We start from the raw sequence: 18032 nt of genomic DNA, 5'->3' as shown, positions 1-18032 counted from the left end.
CTGAATTGAATTCTCCTATATGATAAACAGTATAAAGGATGATTGATGAAATGGACAGGGCTGGACCCCGGGTTTCATCAGAGAATAGTCCCATCTAAGCATTAACAACATACCGAAAGGATGAACCTACCAATGAATATGAAATTACCCCCGGTCAGCAGCAAAATTCCAGTGATGCTGCACGGTGCCGATTATAATCCCGAGCAATGGCTGAGATACCCTGAGGTGCTGCGCGAGGATATCCGGATGATGAAGCTGGCGAATGCGAATGTAATGTCCATCGGCATTTTCTCCTGGGTGTCGCTTGAGCCGGAGGAAGGCGTCTTCACCTTCGATTGGCTCGACAGCATTCTGGATACGTTCGCTGAGAATGGCATTTACGCTTTCCTGGCTACTCCAAGCGGCTCGCGTCCGGCCTGGATGTCGGAGAAATATCCCGAGGTGCTGCGTGTAGAACGGAACCGTGTGCGCAATCTGCACGGCGTCCGCCACAATCACTGCTATACCTCGCCGGTCTACCGGGAGAAGACAGCTATCATTAACGGCAAGCTGGCTGAACGGTATGCGCATCATCCGGCGGTTATTGGCTGGCATATCTCGAACGAATACGGCGGCGAATGCCACTGCGATCTTTGCCAGGCGAGCTTCCGCGAGTGGCTCAAGGTGAAGTACAACAACAGCCTGGATGAACTGAACCATGCCTGGTGGGCGACCTTCTGGAGCCATACGTACACCTCCTGGGAGCAGGTGGAATCGCCTGCACCGCACGGTGAAACACAGGTCCATGGACTTAATCTGGACTGGCGCCGTTTTGTCAGTGAATCGACGATTGATTTCTGCCAGCATGAAATTGACTCGGTGCGCGATTACAACACAGAGCTGCCGGTAACGACTAATATGCACAATATTGACGGCGTGGATTACCGCAAGCTGGCCAAGATTCTCGATGTCGTCTCCTGGGATGCCTATCCGGATTGGCATTATACCGAAGACAATGACGATGCCCGCCTCGCGGCCTGGACGGCGATGCACCACGATATGTACCGCACCTTCAAGCATAAGCCGTTCCTGCTGATGGAAAGCACGCCTTCGCTCACGAACTGGCAGTCCGTCAGCAAGCTGAAGCGGCCGGGCATGCACAAGCTGTCCTCCCTGCAGGCGATTGCCCACGGGTCGGATTCCGTGCAGTACTTCCAGTGGCGCAAGAGCCGAGGCTCCAGCGAGAAGTTCCACGGCGCTGTAATCGACCACAGCGGCCACGCAGAGACCCGTGTCTTCCGCGATGTTGCGGAAGTCGGCCGGACATTGGCGGAGCTCCAAGAGGTTGTAGGTACTACTACACCTGTCCAGACAGCAATTATCTATGATTGGGACAACCGCTGGGCGATTAAGGATGCGCAAGGTATCCGCAACTCCGGCCTGAAATATGAAGAGACCGTACTTCAGCATTACCGTGCCCTGTGGGAGCTGGGTATTCCTGTTGATATCATTGGGCCGGAAGAGGATCTGTCAGCCTACAAGCTGGTGATTGCCCCGATGCTGTACCTGATCAGCGAGGAGAACGGCAACCGGATTGAGAAATACGTGGAGAAGGGCGGAACCTTCCTAGGAACTTACTGGTCGGGTGTGGTTGGAGAGACGGACCTGTGCCATCTGGGCGGATTCCCTGGCCCGCTGCGCCGTACACTTGGCATCTGGGCTGAGGAGACGGAAGGCTTGCACAGCCGCGATCTGAACGGTCTGGTTATGGAAGCCGGCAACGCACTGAACCTTAGCGGCGATTATGATGCCCATGAAATTGCCGAGCTGATCCATTTGGAAGGCGCGGAAACGCTGGGCACGTACCGTACGGATTTCTACGCAGGCCAGCCTGCTCTGACGGTGAATCGCCTGGGCGAAGGACGGGCGTACCACCTGGCTACACGCGTGAAGGATGCCGCATTCTACGTGGAGCTGTACGCGGCGATTGCCAAGAAAGCAGGCATCATCCGTACGCTCGATACCGAGCTGCCGGCAGGCGTTACCGCTCAGCTTCGGACGGATGGCGAAAGCGATTATGTATTTGTGCAGAATTTCAGCGGAGTAGAGCAGTCCGTTGTCATGGACGGCAGAAATTATACCGTTCTGGAGTCGGGAGAGGCCGTTCCGTTGGTGCTCACACTTCCGGTTCATGGCCTGGCTATTCTGAAGCGGGCACACTAGAGCAGGATTCATAATACTCAAAAAGGCAGGACCCGGTAGTTCAGGGCTCCTGCCTTTTTGCTATAGGCCTAGCCGAACGCCGCCTCGACTCCAGCGATAACCTGCTGGTAATAGTCCGTATCATGCGGCACAAAATGAGTGATGTCCACCGTTTCGTGAATGGTAATGCGCTCACCGCTGTCGGTTACACGAAAGCCCGATACATCAAGCTGCTCCAGCTCCCCTTGCCAGAATTTGCGGAAGTCGCTGAACTCAGCCAGGACGATTCCGGCAACCTCCTCCCGCTGGAGCCGGAATTGCTCCAGTGTAAACGGGCTGCTGTAGAGAAAGACATTCGCCCGTTCGTTGTCAATCAGCCCTTCCTTCATCATAGAGTAGGGGATGATTCCTAGTGGAATCAGCTCATCGTAAGAAATCTGCAGCCCTAGCTCCTCCTCCACCTCACGGATGCCGTCCATCGCGGTCTCGCCCGCCAACAGATGCCCTGCGGCAGTAATATCGAGCAGGCCGGCATAATCCCGCTTGTCCTTGCTGCGAAGCTGAAGATAGATATAGAGATCATCGCCACGCTGCTGGACGAACCAGCAGTGAAAGGTCTCATGCCAGAGTCCCTTCCGGTGCACTTCATCGCGCGGGGCGGTGCCCGTCACGTTGCCTTGTGCATCGAATGTAGTGAGAATTTCTTCGTTCATGCTGATCGCTCCTTTACTCTAGCTGCTATTAAGCCTATCACAAATGGGATGACAACGCTCGGCATGCATTACTTAAACTAGTATAATATGGGAGAGGGGTGAGAGGATGCTTGTGGCAATCGAAAGGGAAACCTTCTATTCGTTAAGTGATGAAAGACTCGGGTGGGCCTGCATGGAGCCGACCTTCATGCTGATCCGCGGGAAATCTCCGGCAGTAAAAGCGGCAGCAATCTCAGAGCTGGGCAAGGGACAGACGGCACTATGCATGTTCCGTATCATGTATGACCATAGCTATAGGTCAGCGGCGGAATATTACGCTTGGATCTCTTATCTGCTGGACCAGCCGGGTTATTGGAGCGGGGTGCTGGAGGGTGTGCGTTTTTTTGCAGACACTGCCATGTTGGAACTGCTTGAACAGACGCGGGAGAAGCTGGCTGCCAGAAACCGCAGTTTGGGCGTGGGCTGGGGTGATGCGGGACTTATGGATATCGAGGTTGATCAAGAGCTGCTAGAGACGGTCACCGGTTTGTATGCGCATTTTCAGCAGATTGCACCGCATAGCCTGAGTCTCATCGCTGATTATATCCGTACTCACCCGGATGAGTTCGTAGAATTCAGCGGATGAAGCGGATGAAAAACTGCCTGGATGGGAAGTAGCTGAGTACCCGCAAGTTAAGCTGGAGCGATCATGGCAAAAGAAAAGGCTGCACCATCCTTTGTTGAGGAAGTGCAGCCTATTTGTATGTGTATGTCCAGGAGGAAGCTAGCCTAGAATTATCTGGCCATCCAACCGCCATCTACATTCAGGATGTGACCGTTCAGGTAGTCGGAAGCAGCGGATGCCAGGAACACAGCAGGTCCTTTAACATCTTCGGCAGTTCCCCAGCGTCCGGCTGGAATGCGGTCGAGGATGGAGTCGGAACGGTTCTGGTCAGCACGGATTGGTGCAGTGTTCTCAGTAGCCATGTAGCCTGGAGCGATGGCGTTGATGTTCAGACCGGAGCCAGCCCATTCATTGGCAAAAGCTTTGGTCAGACCCGCTACACCGTGCTTGCTCGCAGTGTATCCAGGTACATTGATGCCGCCCTGGTAGGAGAGCATGGAGCAGATGTTGATGATTTTACCGTTTCCTCTTTCGAGGAAGTGGCGGCCGGCGATTTGCGACAGCAGGAATACGGTGTTCAGGTTCAGGTTGATAACGTCGAACCAGTCTTTTTCGCTATGGTCTTTGGCTGGAGTGCGTCGGATCATGCCTGCGCAGTTCACGAGAATATCTACTTTGCCTGTAAAGGCAACCGCTTCGTCGAACATGCCTTGCAGCTTGGTGTGATCGCCCAGATCGCCTGCGATGCTCAGTGCTTTTACGCCAAAGGCCTCGGCAGCCGCTACAGTTTCGGTACTTGGATTGAGGGAAGCGGAGATGACGTCTGCGCCTGCCTCTGCGAATGCAAGAGCGATCCCTTGTCCAAGACCTTGGGCAGCGCCCGTTACGATTGCTGTTTTACCTGCCAAACTGAATAAAGATGACATATGATATTCTCTCCTTTTAATTGTTCATTTGAATTCCACATTCGATATTTACGCCAGCACTCCGGAACTGCTCCACGGTCTCGGACGCAAGCCCGCTGTCAGTCAGCAGCACGTCAACCTCCTGCAGTGATGCGAACGTGCGCAGCGCGGTATGCCCGAATTTGTGATGGTCGATGGCGGCGAATACGGTGCGGGCGGTGGATACTAGGGCTTGCTTGTATTCAATAAAGTCACCGGTGTAAATCGACAGCCCATGTTCGATATGAACGGCTGTAGCCGACAGAAAAGCTTTCTCTATATTTAGCTTTTGGACATAGGCGACGGCTTCAGGACCGGCCAACATATTGCGGACACGGTAACCCCCGGGAACGACGAGACGGATGTTGTCTCTCTGAACCAGCTCGCTGATGATGTACACATCGTTGGTGATGACCGTCAGCGGTATGTTGTCCAGCCTCCGGGCAATTTCGAGTGTGGTGCTGCCGCCGTCCAGCGCAATGATGTCATCCTCTGCGATATGGGCCAGCGCAAGCTGCGCAATCTCCGTTTTTTCATCGGAATATTTAACCAGCGGGTTCCTCAAGGGCAGAATACCGAACTGATCGCTTTGTGCCAGCACGGCGCCGCCGTGGACACGCATAATAAGTCCCTGCTCCTCCAGCTTGCTTAAGTCCTCGCGGATTGTTTTTCCTGTCACCTGGAGCTTGTCGCTCAGCTCATTCACCGTTACATCCTTCTGGTTGAGTAATACTTCCATAATCATCTCGTGCCGCCGTATCGGGTTCATCCGCCTGCCTCATCTTTCCGTAGTTGTTTTTGTTCTATTGTAATTCCTTCATGCCTACGGGGTCCATATCATCATAGCGTTTGTTGTCTCCGGCCATACTCCAGATGAAGGTATAGTTGTGCGTACCCACACCGCTGTGTATGGACCAGCTTGGGGAAATGACAGCTTGCTCGTTGTGCATAACGATGTGGCGGGTTTCGGTTGGCTCGCCCATCAGGTGGAACACAATGGAATCGTCAGGAAGATCGAAATAGAAGTAGGCTTCCATCCGGCGCGGGTGCGTATGGGAAGGCATTGTATTCCACATGCTGCCCGGCTTGAGCTGGGTCATCCCCATTACTAACTGCGCGCTTTGCACGCCATTGGTATGAATGAAGCGGTGGATAGTGCGTTCGTTGGAGTTCTCCAGGCCGCCCATTGCGCCGGATTCGGATTCAGCTAACGTAGTCTTCGTAGTAGGGTAGGATTGATGTGCAGGAGCCGAGTTCAGATAGAACTTCGCTGGCTTGGCGCTGTCCGCGCTTTTGAACACAACATCCTTGGCGCCTTGGCCTACGTACAGACATTCTTTGAAGTCTATTTCATAATCTGTACCGTCAACAACAACCGAGCCTTTACCTCCGACATTGATAACACCCAGCTCGCGGCGTTCCAGGAAGTAAGTAACTCCGAGCTCTTTCAGGTCAGTGGTGAGCACGACGTCTTCTTTTACCGGATTGGCACCACCGACGATCATGCGGTCTTCATGGGTCAGGACAAGCTTCAATTCATCCGGAGCAAAAATGACAGGAATGTGGAACTCCTTGCGCAAGCGCGCGGTATCAAATTGCTTCACTTCATTGGGATGGGATGCGAAACGTCTTTCCATTGAATGTTCAATCTCCTTCGCAAACATATTTTCGTTCGTATAGGTACAATTTAATTCATATTCGTTCATTTTACAAGAGATAATCTTTTTTAGTGCGTTTGTTTTAGTTTATTTATTGAAGTTGTAGATTGCCATATGAACCGAAAGCGTGCACAATAGAGGTGAAATGAGGATGAATTACCAGCTAACTGGAATCCGATAAATGGTGGAGGGTGAACGAAAGTGGGAGAAAGGAAGTCTGCGGTGAGTGCCTATCAGGCTCGCCAAAATGAAATCATCAATTATATAGCCGTTGAAGCGGAACGCCTCCCGCTGCTGGACAGCGGCCTGTGGTTCCACGATGATGTGCGCAATAATTTTTATTATGCTTCCTATTTGTTTGCGGCTACTGTTGATCCGGCCTTTGAGCTGCCCTTTGAGCGGGAGGCGGCCCGGCGCAAAGCAGAGGCAGTATTGCTGGAAACAGTGCTGCTCCAGAATCGGCAGCCCGGCACAGAATTATACGGCCACTGGCCGCTGGGGCTGAATCCTGTGCCGCGCGAGGCGGCGCCGCACGAGCTGCCAGTGGAGATCATGGGCAGCCTGATGGTCTGGTTCAGCAGGCAGTACGGAAGCGGGCTGAATGCGGGACTTCGGATTGCTTTTCATACTGCGCTCGGGCATATCTACCGCAGTGGCTTCTACCGTAAGCCTGTAGTTAACTATGGGCATCATGAAGCCAAATATACGGCAGCCAAGCTGATCTTCGGCAATCTGTTCGATGACGCGGAGCTGCTTGCGGACGGGCGGCAGAGCCTGGAGAACACACTGGCCTATATCCGCGAAAAGGGAATGCCGGAGTACGGCAGCCTGCCGTGGTTCTGGCATTGGGTGCAGGCGTTCACCTGTGCCTGGGAGCTGGAGGAGGACAGTGGGCTGAAAGGGACGCTAGGAGACATGCTGGATTACCTGTGGAACGAACGGGGGCAGTGGTATCTTCAGGGGGCTTGGGCCGGGGCACATTCCCGGGGCTGGCCGCATGATGCTCCGGCTGACGCCAATGTGCTGCACGACTATGTGCAGTTTGGGGATTTCCAGCTTCCGCCGGGCATGCCGCGCACCGAATATGCCGGTTTTCTGTTCTACGAAGCGCCCGATAAGGTGCGAACAGCCGCTCTGGACCGACAATCGCCGGTGGAAGTCACAAGGATTACGCAAAAGGTCGTACCGGAAGCTCCGCACCCACAGCCGCTGCTTCATACCTATGCATATATAACCGGGAGCTTTGCGGCAGGCGGCATCTGGGAGCGGGTTGAGGAGTTCGACAATGAGCAGCTCCGCTGGGCTTTTTCACTGCCGGTATCTGCTGAGTATGCTGTGAATCGGCTGTACTTTTTTCATCCCGGCGAAGGTTATCGGGAGGGAGATCCCCGCCATCAGAGCCGATATATGGAGGTGCTTTACCACAAGAACACGATTCTTGCTTTATTCCCTGTGCCTCAAGGGGAGAAGGATACAATCATCGGTGTGCTGCCCAAAGGGAAGTGGATCAAGCAGCCTTCCGCGATGTTCGGTCATGTGGGCGGCGTTTATTTTGCCGTATACCTGTCGCATTCCTATGAACTGCTCGAACGGGAGGGCTACCTGGAGGTCTCCGTGAAGGGGATGCCGGGCGGTGTCGCAGTAGAGGCGATCAGTGTCAAAGATGCTGCGGAGCGGGGAATCGTCGGCGGACTTACGGGTTTTGCTGAGGAATGGGCGCAGAACGCCCCGTCTTTTGAAGTGGGGGCCGGGTTGAGGATCACCTACCGTACCATTAGGGGAGAAATGCTGGAATTGCAGGTGGGCAATACTTCTACAGAAGCTCATCTGAATGGGAATCCGTTCTCTTTGGAGCATTATTCTGTTAGCGGAAAATAATATTGATTGAGCAAAAAAATGAATCCCCCAGCGGTCATTTCTTTAGATGCCTATGGGGGTTCTTTGTGCTGGCAAGTCTGGACGTGAGAGAAGGGGCTTTTGAATGGAACTCTTGGCATGGCTACTTCATTTGCTATTTGGCTAGTTATCCTTTACAGTCTATCTAACGCGAGTCTGGTGCAGGAAGCTGCGGATTGCCTTCATTTTATGAGTCCAGGACAAGGAGGAAATTCAATTGATTGCAACACTGCAGACCGCCCGGAAGGGCGTAACGGCTACATTTGAACGTCATTTTAAGCATCCGGTGGACAAGGTTTGGGCGATGCTGACTGAGAATGCGCTGCTGGCTAAATGGTTTCCCGAGCTGAGCATTCAGGAGTTGTCTGCTGGGGGAGTCATTAAATTTGATATGCAGGACGGGAGCTTTATTGAGCTGGAGATTACGGATGTGAAAACGAACTCCATATTGGAATATACCTGGGGCAATGACTTGGTCCGTTTTGAGTTGGATGCTGAGCCGGAGGGCAGCAGTCTGCTGCTGGTTGAGTCGATATTGGAGATTACTGATCATACGGCAAAAGACCTTTCCGGCTGGCACGTGTGCCTGGATGTCATATCCGTACTGCTGGACGGAGAGGAGCTGCAGAACCGCAGGCAGGTATGGGAGCAACAGTTCGTGGAATATACCCGGCTTGTGGAGGATTTCCGCAAAGCCATGTTATAACAATTGGGAGCATTCATATGTAATTGTGATAATCCCTGTAATGAATTATTGGATACTAACGGCAATACAATGGCAGATCAACCCCTTACCGTGAACAAAAACGAGAAGGGGTTTTTTGATTGCATTTGAATTTGTTCAGCCTGAACGCCCATAGGGGCGTTTTTATTTTGCCCTCTGATTGTGTTTTGCGGTCTGGGGACTACTTACTTATAGGGGGGGATTATGTGGAGCTTACAACGGATGGTAGTGATGATGTGCGATTCGAGCTTAAAGACCAAGCGTACAAAAGAATTGATGAATTGAAGGAAAAAGAATAAGGGAGATGATTTGTATGGAGTGGAGTGCTGTAGCTAATTTTATTAAGCCGGAATTGTTGATTGTGGTGGCTGTGTGCTGGGTGATTGGGTACGTATTGAAGCAGACACCGCGAGTGCCGGACTGGACAATTGTTTATGCTGTTACAGTGGTCGCAATCATCGTTGTATGCATTATGCAGGGCTTTACGGCTGACAGCATCCTGCAGGGCGTTCTGTGCGGCGCTGTAGCGGTCTATGGTAATCAACTGGTGAAACAGGCGATCAAAAAGAGCGGTGACGAATAATGGCGCTCACTTTGGAGCAAGTAAAAGCCAAATCTGCAAAGCACCTGGACGGGCTGCAGCCGGTTGTTCGGGTTGCTACCGTGGCGCTGATCGAGCGCTGTTACGCCCGGGGAGTAAATATAGTCATTACCCAGGGTTTGCGCACAATCGCCGAGCAGGACGCGCTGTATGCACAGGGCCGTACCAAGCCGGGGGCCAAAGTCACCAATGCCAAAGGTGGTTATAGTTATCACAATTTCGGCCTGGCGATTGATTTCGCACTACTGTTGCCGGACGGCTCCAGCGTTTCTTGGGATATGAAGCGGGACGGAGACGGCGATAACGTGGCCGATTGGATAGAAGTTGTGCAGGAGGCCAAGGCTCTGGGCTTTGGCTGGGGCGGCGATTGGTCCAGTTTTAAGGATTATCCGCACTTGGACATGACGTTTGGACTGGGCACAGCCGATCTGCGAGCAGGCGAGCAACCAACAGCAGTTCAGGTACAAGCGGCATATGCTGTTATTAATAAATTTCAAGAGGAGGCGGACGAATTGTCTGTAGAGGATAAAAAAAGGATTGAATACCTGGAGGCCGCAGTTGAAGCGTTGACTAATAGCAGAGATACACTAAAGGATCAGGCGCTGCAGCAGGCCGTGGAAATTAAAGAGTTAAAGACGGCGGTACTAGAACTGACGGACACCACGCCGCCAGCATGGTCCTTGGAAGCTATTCAGGCTTTGCATGACACGCCATCTGTTATTAACGGCACGCCGGTTATTGATACGCCAGACAAAGCCACAAAGACGGAGGCCCGGATATTTACAGTGCTGCACCGGCTTGGCCTGACAGCCCGACTGAAAGGAAATAAGTAAATTCCCAAATGCTCGGGAATAGGGCGTGATTATCAAAACTGAAAGCATCGGTTAAAGCCCTGTCAGGCCGTAATGGTCTGCAGGGCTTTCTTTATTTTTCATTTTTAATTCTTCGTATATTCTTTTAACATCGTCAATATTTTTTGCTCTATGCGTTCAACAACTTATTTAAATGTGCATAACTTAAATTACGCCCGCTCCTCCAATAGCAGTTGCTGTGAATGCTATGGGTCCAAATAGATTTATAGGCAAGATGCTATCATTTTGAATTACCAATTCATAGTTGTGGATTCCAAGATAAGGACCATCAACCCACAGAACATTTAATTGAATATCAGTAATTGTAGTAAAACGATAAAAGGATCTATAAATATCGACTCCAGCACGCCGAATTATAACAAAAAATTGACTATTAGCAAGTGCAGTAAGACTAAAACTACCTTTTAACTCGACTCTGCTTGAGAAAGAGTCAGGATTAGCCGGACTAATATTTACTTGCGCTGTGGCTAGCTCCGCTCCAGCTCCAGGAATGCCCGCAACCGTTAAAACAGTAGCAAACGGGTCTAACGGGATTTTTGCCTGTGAACCATAACTTATAATTGTTGCCATTATCATCACTCCATTTCAAGGTTATATATTATTATTATTATGTGAATCCGCAGTTATAGATTGGACTTAATTCCTGATGATTATATACATTTAAGTTGTACTTTGCTTGATCATATAAACCTAGATACTAGCGTGGGGATGATATGACGAATCTGACGCGACTTATTGCGGCCATCTCGGAAAGATTTGAAATTAGAGCATACATAAAATAACCCGCCGGGCTTTATGCTAACGGGTTCTCTTTTGAGGTGCAAAGAACACAATTGACAAGCGTATTGACAGTTAAATTGGCATATAAAAACGAAAAAGCCAGCCAGTATTGGTTGGCTTTTTGGCGTATCTTTTTTCAGAGCAAAGAATGATTCCTACGCATGAATATTGAAATTTATTAAATCATTCATAAACTATCCTTGTATTGGAATTTTCGTATGCTATGATGAATTTATTGTAGAATATTGGATTTTATTCATTATCATAATTACTGTACAGGAGTTGAAATGATTGAAAGCAATTGGACTAAGAGCAACACCACAAGTTGTTTATTACACAGTAATAGAAAAAGATACTAGTAACAATGAGTATAAATTAGTTACGGGTCAAATAATTATTCCAAAAGCTTTAGATATACCTCAACAACTTACATATTTAAGAACGTCATTAATCTCAATTTTATCTGAATACCAAGTTACTCAAGCTGGAATTCGCATCACTGAGTTTAACAGTCAAAACCTTAATATTTTCCGTTTAAATATTGAAGGTGTCTTACAAGAACTTCTTGCTAATTCAAGTGTCGAAAATTATTTTTTAGGCGTATTGTCAACCTTTGGGAAAAAATTAGGAGTTCCTAGCAAACTCATAGGTCAGTTTATTGATTGTAAGGATGGGAGTATTGAAATAGAGGTATTAAAAAATATTAGTGTTAATTGGGAAGATTATAAAAAAGAAGAGAGAGAAAGTATTATTACTGCTTTTGTAGCTATTTTTTAAAAGAACGGAGCATAACCATGAATAAAACAATAGTTAGTTCTGTAATCAAATTTGAACGCTTACATGATATTGGAAATCAAGAAGGGCAAAATTCTAAAGTATATTTAGCACAAGACCTTCAATTGGATGCACAACTTGTTGTAAAGGAAGTTCCTATTGTTGCAGGAAGAGTTTTGGACGAATACTTTGAAGAAGCCCGAATATTATATGCTTCTTCTCATCCACATATCATGGAACTTCAATATGCAAGCCAGGATACTCAAAATGTATATTTGACTATGCCTTATCTTAAAAACGGATCACTAAATAGTCTAATGGAAGAACGATATTTAACAGTTAAAGAAATTATTAAATATGGATTGGATTTCTTAAGTGGTGTTCACTATATACATACAAAGGGACTTATTCACTTTGATATTAAACCCACCAACGTTCTTATCAATGATAATAATTCTGCAATCCTAACTGACTTTGGACTAACGAAATTCACCGATGCTTCCGGTATTGCTGAACCAGATAATATGTATATACCTCATGCTCCACCTGAAGAAGCGTTCAGAGATAAACACACAAATCATTTTGATATATATCAGTGTGGGTTAACGCTCTATCGTATGTGCAATGGGAATGAACATTTTGATGAGCAATTGTCAAGCTATATGACGAGACACGATTTTGAACAAGCAGTACAACTTGGGAATTTTCCTAATCGAAAGAGCTATCTGCCTCATATCCCCCTAGCCCTTCGGAATATAATAAATAAAGCATTATCAGTTGATATTTCAGACCGTTATAATACGATTTTGGATATGATGAATGATCTGAGCAGAATTGACAAATGTTTGGCATGGGTATACAATCGAGATAAAATTGCAGGAACACATGTTTGGACGTTGCCTGATGAAAAGGGAACACATGAAATTCACTTATTTGAGGATACTAATAAATGGGTGACTGTTGGAAAACGTGTTGTTACTAAGGAAATGAGAAAAAAGGAATGGTGTCAGGAGTTCAAAAAATTTCCTGATGCAATGAAAGCAGTCGAACAATTTATTAAAAAACATAAATAATGTGATTCAAGGAGGGTTAAGAATGAGCAAAAAAACTGTTGAGTCAAAATTATTAACAAGACAGCAGCTTGCTAATCCCCATCCTATCGATTCACTAAATTCAAGACTTACCAAAAGCGGCGCTATTGATTTACGAAATAACTCCTACTTCAAAGATTTAGGGAATGGATACGGAAAGCGAGTTCCAAAAGACCGGAATAAGTTATGGCGAGAAAATTGATATTTAAATCTTTATTAAGATAAGCCAACCAGCAGGTTGGCTTATTTTAATAAAGAGTAAACCAAAGTTCATTTATAACTGCAACTCAAATTGAAAAGGTTCTTCTCCCGGAGTAATAATATTGTTGGAGTCTGAACGATTAAGTCCTTTTATAATAAGGCTCTTAGCTATGGAAGGTTCAGGTGTGTCAAACTCCATAGTGAATTTTCCAGTACTATTGGGTTCTACATATGCTTTTCCTAATTGGACAGTAACAGGCTCTTTATCAGTTACTAATACGGCTGTAGAATTATTCATCCATCCCACTAAAACTCGTTTATCATTTAAATTGTTTTTGTACTCAATAGTAAATTGATACCCATTAAGCTTAGTTACTTTAGTTATTTTTGTGACAGTCAAATTTGAATTAGTATTAGTGATTTTGTCATCCAATGATTCGGTCTTGATAATTAAAGATGAATCCACTTTCCATTCACCATTGAGTAGTATAATTCCCAAATCCACATTATCCGTTCCTTCTCCAGCAGAACTTTTCCCCTTTATCAATACTTTTGCCAGCTTATGAGTATCGTCATAATCAGTAATAGTTGAAATCATATACTCTGACCGCTCAATACTATTTTGAAAATCACTTTCCTCAATTTTTTTAGTTAATTCATTTACAGTCATGTTGTAGTTTTCAGCATAAATAAATTTGGAAAGTGTGTCGTAATCCTTTTTCACTAATGCATCTAAGTATTGTTTTAGTACATCTTCAGCGTTATTTGCCACTTGTGACTGTTCTGTGGGTTGCATTGTGGATTCTGCAACTGGTTGGGGAGTAGGAGTAGGAGAGGTAGTTGTCATTATTGTTTCTTGTGACTCAGGCTGTTTGTTTGGCATTCCGTCATTTGTGGAGTTAGTACAACCCGATAATAAAGTAGTTAGTCCCATAAATAATAAAATAAATAATCGTTTCATCATTTAGCTCCCATTCCATATTTATCTGTAACACTTTCATATTTTTTATTTGTTGGTAATAGCCTACAAATAATACGTCACTAAATAACGTTATATGTGTACAAAATAAAAACTCCATAATTAATTCCTTGGTCATGAATGATACGAGTTTGTTTAATTTTATAGTTTGGATGATTAATCTGAAATTTCTCAATCGCTCTCTCTATATTCCAACCAGAAAAAACTTTTGCCAAATACCCTAAAAACCTCCCTCCTGGTGCGCCCATATAAACAATCCCATATCTATAGGATAAAGAAGTTGTTGTTCTTTCAGAAATCAGCGTTAAATTCTTTGCCCCTCCTACACTTACACTAAGATTCCATCGTACATTTTTTAGATTATTATTATTTAGAAATTGATTAGCTCGTTGCATATGTGACTCATTTAATCCAAATACAGGTGCGCTATAACTTTTAGTAATTATTTCGCTGTCGTTATGAGTATTTAACAAATACATCATCTCCCAATTAAATAGATAAGCTAATACTAGCACTTAATTATATTTGTAGGCAATAGCCTACGGAAAATACTTTTTGTAAACCCTACCATAATAATAATTAAGTTATATGTTAGGGGTTTTTAAATTGGATAATGAAAGAAAAGTAGAATTAATTGCTTTTGGTAAAGCGTTAAAACAAATTCGTAAAATGAGAGGATATACTCAAGAGCAATTAAGCCTGTATAGCAGGGTTGATAGATCATTTATCAGTGAATTAGAAACCGGAGAAAAAGCAGCTAGTTTTTTAACCATATTATCATTGTGTAAAGTTTTAAATATAAAACCATCGGAATTGATATCAAAATTTGAAGAGCTAATTACTGAGATTTATTAAATTTTGAAAATAATTGTAATATATGCAGGACAGCCCCCGTTACCTGTCGAAATATGAATTATATTAAGGGGGAGTGAGTTAATTGATTAAACCTAATTTTAGACTTTTAGTAAATTTGTCTGACACAGTAAAAAGTAGTGATTCCGAAACTGCATGGAGAGAATTTTTAGTTGCCACATCTTTTTTTACTAATCATTGTTCATACAGATTAAAAGAAGATGCTATAGGTGACGTTACTAAAAGCTTGCAGAATTGGACAACACGAAGGGACACCACTGTATATTCTGAAAAAGATACTAATGGTAATTACCAAGTTTATAATGTCCAGATGGGTGAAATTTATTTAGCAGATATGGGTTTAAGCTATGAATTAGCGTATACTCACCCTGTATTAATATTGGGCAATGTTGGAGATAAAGTACTTGTTGTTCCATCAACAACTGCAACGGCAAAGCTTCAGGATGCTTACCATCCAACTACGCATAGAACAGGAAACAGATTTTTGCGTAAAGTAGGTATTGATAATGGGTTCAGCGAAACTTCAGCGCTCATGCTAAATAGTATCCAAGTAATTAGTAAAGGAAGGCTGTTGGAGCGGAAAGGAAGGTTGAACGAAAATATAACTGATAATGACTCGGTATTTAATGAACTAAGGAATACTTTATTCAAATTATATTTTGTAGATATTTATACCCAATATGATGATCTCAAACAAGAAAATGAAATGCTAAAAGCAGAACTGGAGAAATTTAAGCAATCAACTAATGTTCAATAAATTCATTATTGACATTTTATCCGTTATGCATTATTATAATAGTAACCAATTTATAATCATGTTAAAGACACCCATGCAACTAAGGGTGTCTTTTAATTTTAAAGCTAATTTTTTAATTTTCTAACTCACATGAAATTTATTATATCTTTGAGTGTAAACACCTTATCTGTTAACCCTAGTCGTTGCGCTGGGGTTAACTTTTTTTTATCGGATGATTTGTAAGGTAAACAAAAATTATAAAATGTTCTTAATATGGTTAATGCATATTGTGCATATTTGGGGTTAAAGTTAGCGTAAATATAACTTTTACCGTCTCCACGTGCGCCAACTAATGGACGTTCTAAAATATTCAACCGTCTTCTTATCTGTTGTATAAATGCATTTGTTGACTTGTCATTCACCTGAATAATCATTTTGGCTATTTGATATGGTTCATATGCTGATAAATCGGTTAAACAATCCACTTGATACCATCCCTGGTCAACGCTAGGAAGGGGATGAATAATAGGATTAACAATTTTCTTTCGAAAAACTTTATTATCAATTTTTACTTCTTTATAAAACCTATGTTTTTCAAATTCCTTTTTTAGCTTCAAATATGCAATGTAGGAAATTGATCTATCTACAACTCCATTGCTTAATGCCCAAGCTGAGAGTTCTTTCTTTCCTTCCTGACATTCTCTAAAAGCAGTAGGCAAGTCTTTACTTTTATCCACCATAGTTATAAAGTGGTGAGCTTCTCCAAGTCGTATTTCTTTAGAAAATACTCTAAAAAAAGAATTATAAATTGAAGAATTATTATCTGAAACCATCCTCCACTCTTTTACATTAAGCCTATTTTTCAATAACCATAATTGAGCAAAGGTTGTATAGGAAGAATTAACATGTAATCCATCGATATAATTTTTCCGTTTTTCAAATTCGGTGAGTTCAGTTTGGTATTGTAAAAATGATTCTGTGTCGTATGGGGATGGTTGCTGTGGAGCATATTGAAACCTAAGCCGTGCATGTATCCTCGAAAAATTATCCAAATGGTCATCTTTATATAATAACGTATCATCCTCTAATTGTTCTAATGTAACTGACCAATCATAAGCAACGTCACTAGCAAATACATAGCGAGAATGAATATCCGTTGTCACAACTACATGAGTTTGTTGGTGCTTATCCTCAGTATTATCAAAGCGTATGCCACCATGTCCTTTTTTACGAACGTTATTTAAATAATAAGACATTTTATCGGTATTAAGCCATAATATATCGAAATTTAGAGTAGAGAGTAATTCTTTTTCATGACGCTCCAAAAATTCTAAACAACGTTTATAGAGCCATTCCAGTTTTGTATAGTATGTTTTTGAAGCTATATTTAGAATTTCACAAGAACGTTTTACCGGAGTTCTATTTAATAATAATTGAGCGAACAGTAATAAAATATCGTTTCTTTTTTGATGATAAGTGAATGATTCTCTTTGTGAGGGGAGTACGTTAGTGATTTTTTTGCATGATTTACATTGCCATTTTTGAGAGTTACTGCTGCTTTTTCCGCGTTTATAAAAAAGACTCTGTTGCTTAAATGGAGTACTTAATTCACTAATACAGTTCTTCCGATGAAAATCATACTGATTTTCTTCTTTCATGACTTTTACTTCTTGAATAGTGAATAGTCTTTTTATTTCATGTGCGATTGACCAATTTGAAATCGTTTTAACCTCACAATTAAGTGTTAGGTTGCCTACAGCAGGAGAAACAGGATCATCATTACATTTTAAATATTTGTCACCACTTTTATTTTTTAGACTATTCAGTTTATAACGACTTGGTTTATTTTTAATATTTTCAAATCTTTTTTGTGGTAAACCAAACCACTTACAATATGGTTCTGTACAATGATTTAGATTAATTTCAAACAATTTATTTTTATAATAGATTTTAATAGGTTTAAATAACAATGAACGATACTTTTTAGAAAACTGATTTGGAGATAGTAATAAATAATCAATTTCTCTTTGCTTTACTTCCTCTTCATTAAGGGGGTCTTCAATAGAAATTAAATTATCATCCAATGTGACGAGTCGTTTTAATTTCCCCACTTAAATCACCTCATGGCTATTATCAGGAAACAATTGTTTGATTATTCTAGTCTTGCGTCTTTTATTATTAATCCATTGATTAAAATCGGGGTCTTTTAAAATATTTATAAGAAAACGATTTACCACCTCATCTTCACTCAAGCCTGTATACTCTCCATAATATTGAACAATAGCCTTTGTTCTATCAGATATTTGCCAGTCCACTTTACTTCCAAGTTTTTGAATCGGTTTTATAAACTCCATCTTTGAGATACCTCCTGATTAAGCAACTTATTGTTATTATAACAATTTAGG

General features: G+C 44.0%; 20 protein-coding genes. 11 read left to right on the top strand and 9 right to left on the bottom strand.

The features are described 5' to 3' along the window. Nucleotides 1-132 precede the first annotated feature (132 nt). Nucleotides 133-2202, top strand: a complete 2070-nt coding sequence (locus ACX1DY_RS02165) for a beta-galactosidase (RefSeq protein WP_458962553.1) — start codon at nucleotides 133-135, stop codon at nucleotides 2200-2202. Between the two features lie 68 nt (nucleotides 2203-2270). On the opposite strand, the gene ACX1DY_RS02160 is transcribed toward ACX1DY_RS02165, so the two are convergent. Next, complete coding sequence (locus ACX1DY_RS02160; protein ID WP_458962552.1) at nucleotides 2271-2894, bottom strand: NUDIX hydrolase; 624 nt, start codon at nucleotides 2892-2894, stop codon at nucleotides 2271-2273. 112 nt (nucleotides 2895-3006) lie between these two features. On the opposite strand from ACX1DY_RS02160, the gene ACX1DY_RS02155 reads away from it, so the two are divergent. Then, complete coding sequence (locus ACX1DY_RS02155) at nucleotides 3007-3519, top strand: hypothetical protein (protein WP_458962551.1); 513 nt, start codon at nucleotides 3007-3009, stop codon at nucleotides 3517-3519. Between the two features lie 149 nt (nucleotides 3520-3668). Here ACX1DY_RS02155 and kduD read toward each other — a convergent pair whose 3' ends face one another. Genes kduD through kduI form a run of 3 tightly spaced genes read right to left on the bottom strand, consistent with a single transcriptional unit; the run spans nucleotide 3669 to nucleotide 6079 of the window. Then, nucleotides 3669-4424 (bottom strand): 2-dehydro-3-deoxy-D-gluconate 5-dehydrogenase KduD, encoded by a 756-nt coding sequence (gene kduD, locus ACX1DY_RS02150; protein ID WP_458962550.1) that lies wholly within the window; start codon nucleotides 4422-4424, stop codon nucleotides 3669-3671. Nucleotides 4425-4440: 16 nt separating this feature from the next. Next, entirely contained in the window at nucleotides 4441-5211 is a 771-nt protein-coding gene (locus tag ACX1DY_RS02145) for a DeoR/GlpR family DNA-binding transcription regulator (protein ID WP_458962549.1), read from the bottom strand. Nucleotides 5212-5245: 34 nt separating this feature from the next. Beyond that, nucleotides 5246-6079, bottom strand: a complete 834-nt coding sequence (gene kduI, locus ACX1DY_RS02140) for a 5-dehydro-4-deoxy-D-glucuronate isomerase (RefSeq protein ID WP_458962548.1) — start codon at nucleotides 6077-6079, stop codon at nucleotides 5246-5248. 222 nt (nucleotides 6080-6301) lie between these two features. Here kduI and ACX1DY_RS02135 point away from each other — a divergent pair, with 222 nt between their 5' ends. The 4 genes from ACX1DY_RS02135 to ACX1DY_RS02120 all read left to right on the top strand — a co-directional run bounded on the left by ACX1DY_RS02135 (nucleotide 6302) and on the right by ACX1DY_RS02120 (nucleotide 10154). Further along, nucleotides 6302-7978 carry a hypothetical protein gene (locus ACX1DY_RS02135; RefSeq protein ID WP_458962547.1) on the top strand — a complete coding sequence of 559 codons (1677 nt, stop codon included), beginning with the start codon at nucleotides 6302-6304 and terminating at the stop codon, nucleotides 7976-7978. 235 nt (nucleotides 7979-8213) lie between these two features. Next, nucleotides 8214-8702, top strand: a complete 489-nt coding sequence (locus tag ACX1DY_RS02130) for an SRPBCC family protein (RefSeq protein WP_458962546.1) — start codon at nucleotides 8214-8216, stop codon at nucleotides 8700-8702. Nucleotides 8703-9033: 331 nt separating this feature from the next. Beyond that, nucleotides 9034-9303, top strand: a complete 270-nt coding sequence (locus ACX1DY_RS02125) for a phage holin family protein (protein WP_458962545.1) — start codon at nucleotides 9034-9036, stop codon at nucleotides 9301-9303. Further along, nucleotides 9303-10154 (top strand): M15 family metallopeptidase, encoded by an 852-nt coding sequence (locus ACX1DY_RS02120; RefSeq protein WP_458962544.1) that lies wholly within the window; start codon nucleotides 9303-9305, stop codon nucleotides 10152-10154. The genes ACX1DY_RS02125 and ACX1DY_RS02120 overlap by 1 nt, the downstream gene beginning before the upstream one ends. 183 nt (nucleotides 10155-10337) lie before the next feature. On the opposite strand, the gene ACX1DY_RS02115 is transcribed toward ACX1DY_RS02120, so the two are convergent. Next, nucleotides 10338-10763 carry a hypothetical protein gene (locus ACX1DY_RS02115; protein WP_458962543.1) on the bottom strand — a complete coding sequence of 142 codons (426 nt, stop codon included), beginning with the start codon at nucleotides 10761-10763 and terminating at the stop codon, nucleotides 10338-10340. A gap of 501 nt (nucleotides 10764-11264) precedes the next feature. Between ACX1DY_RS02115 and ACX1DY_RS02110 the strand changes: the two genes are divergently transcribed. The 3 genes from ACX1DY_RS02110 to ACX1DY_RS02100 are packed head-to-tail and all read left to right on the top strand — an operon-like array spanning nucleotide 11265 to nucleotide 13040. Next, nucleotides 11265-11750: a hypothetical protein gene (locus tag ACX1DY_RS02110; RefSeq protein ID WP_458962542.1), complete on the top strand. Its 486-nt coding sequence runs from the start codon at nucleotides 11265-11267 to the stop codon at nucleotides 11748-11750. Between the two features lie 17 nt (nucleotides 11751-11767). Next, nucleotides 11768-12820, top strand: coding sequence for a serine/threonine-protein kinase (locus ACX1DY_RS02105; protein WP_458962541.1), 1053 nt, complete (start codon nucleotides 11768-11770; stop codon nucleotides 12818-12820). Nucleotides 12821-12842: 22 nt separating this feature from the next. Next, complete coding sequence (locus tag ACX1DY_RS02100; protein ID WP_458962540.1) at nucleotides 12843-13040, top strand: hypothetical protein; 198 nt, start codon at nucleotides 12843-12845, stop codon at nucleotides 13038-13040. 72 nt (nucleotides 13041-13112) lie between these two features. On the opposite strand, the gene ACX1DY_RS02095 is transcribed toward ACX1DY_RS02100, so the two are convergent. Both ACX1DY_RS02095 and ACX1DY_RS02090 read right to left on the bottom strand, forming a co-directional pair. Further along, nucleotides 13113-14000 carry a hypothetical protein gene (locus ACX1DY_RS02095; RefSeq protein ID WP_458962539.1) on the bottom strand — a complete coding sequence of 296 codons (888 nt, stop codon included), beginning with the start codon at nucleotides 13998-14000 and terminating at the stop codon, nucleotides 13113-13115. Nucleotides 14001-14080: 80 nt separating this feature from the next. Then, nucleotides 14081-14491 (bottom strand): hypothetical protein, encoded by a 411-nt coding sequence (locus ACX1DY_RS02090; RefSeq protein ID WP_458962538.1) that lies wholly within the window; start codon nucleotides 14489-14491, stop codon nucleotides 14081-14083. Nucleotides 14492-14624: 133 nt separating this feature from the next. On the opposite strand from ACX1DY_RS02090, the gene ACX1DY_RS02085 reads away from it, so the two are divergent. Both ACX1DY_RS02085 and ACX1DY_RS02080 read left to right on the top strand, forming a co-directional pair. Further along, nucleotides 14625-14873: a helix-turn-helix domain-containing protein gene (locus ACX1DY_RS02085; RefSeq protein ID WP_458962537.1), complete on the top strand. Its 249-nt coding sequence runs from the start codon at nucleotides 14625-14627 to the stop codon at nucleotides 14871-14873. A gap of 82 nt (nucleotides 14874-14955) precedes the next feature. After that, a complete protein-coding gene (locus ACX1DY_RS02080; RefSeq protein ID WP_458962536.1) occupies nucleotides 14956-15648 on the top strand; it encodes a type II toxin-antitoxin system PemK/MazF family toxin in 693 nt (230 codons plus the stop codon). Nucleotides 15649-15773: 125 nt separating this feature from the next. Here the strand turns inward: ACX1DY_RS02080 and ACX1DY_RS02075 are convergent, their stop codons facing one another. Then, nucleotides 15774-17738: an insertion element protein gene (locus tag ACX1DY_RS02075; RefSeq protein ID WP_458962535.1), complete on the bottom strand. Its 1965-nt coding sequence runs from the start codon at nucleotides 17736-17738 to the stop codon at nucleotides 15774-15776. After that, the gene (locus tag ACX1DY_RS02070; protein WP_458962534.1) at nucleotides 17739-17981 is read right to left on the bottom strand and encodes a hypothetical protein; all 243 of its coding nucleotides are present in this window, start codon (nucleotides 17979-17981) and stop codon (nucleotides 17739-17741) included. Nucleotides 17982-18032: the final 51 nt, after the last annotated feature.

Source organism: Paenibacillus sp. BAC0078 (assembly GCF_054483875.1).
Note: the sequence above shows the minus strand (reverse complement) of the source record. Positions and strands in the feature narration are given on the sequence as shown.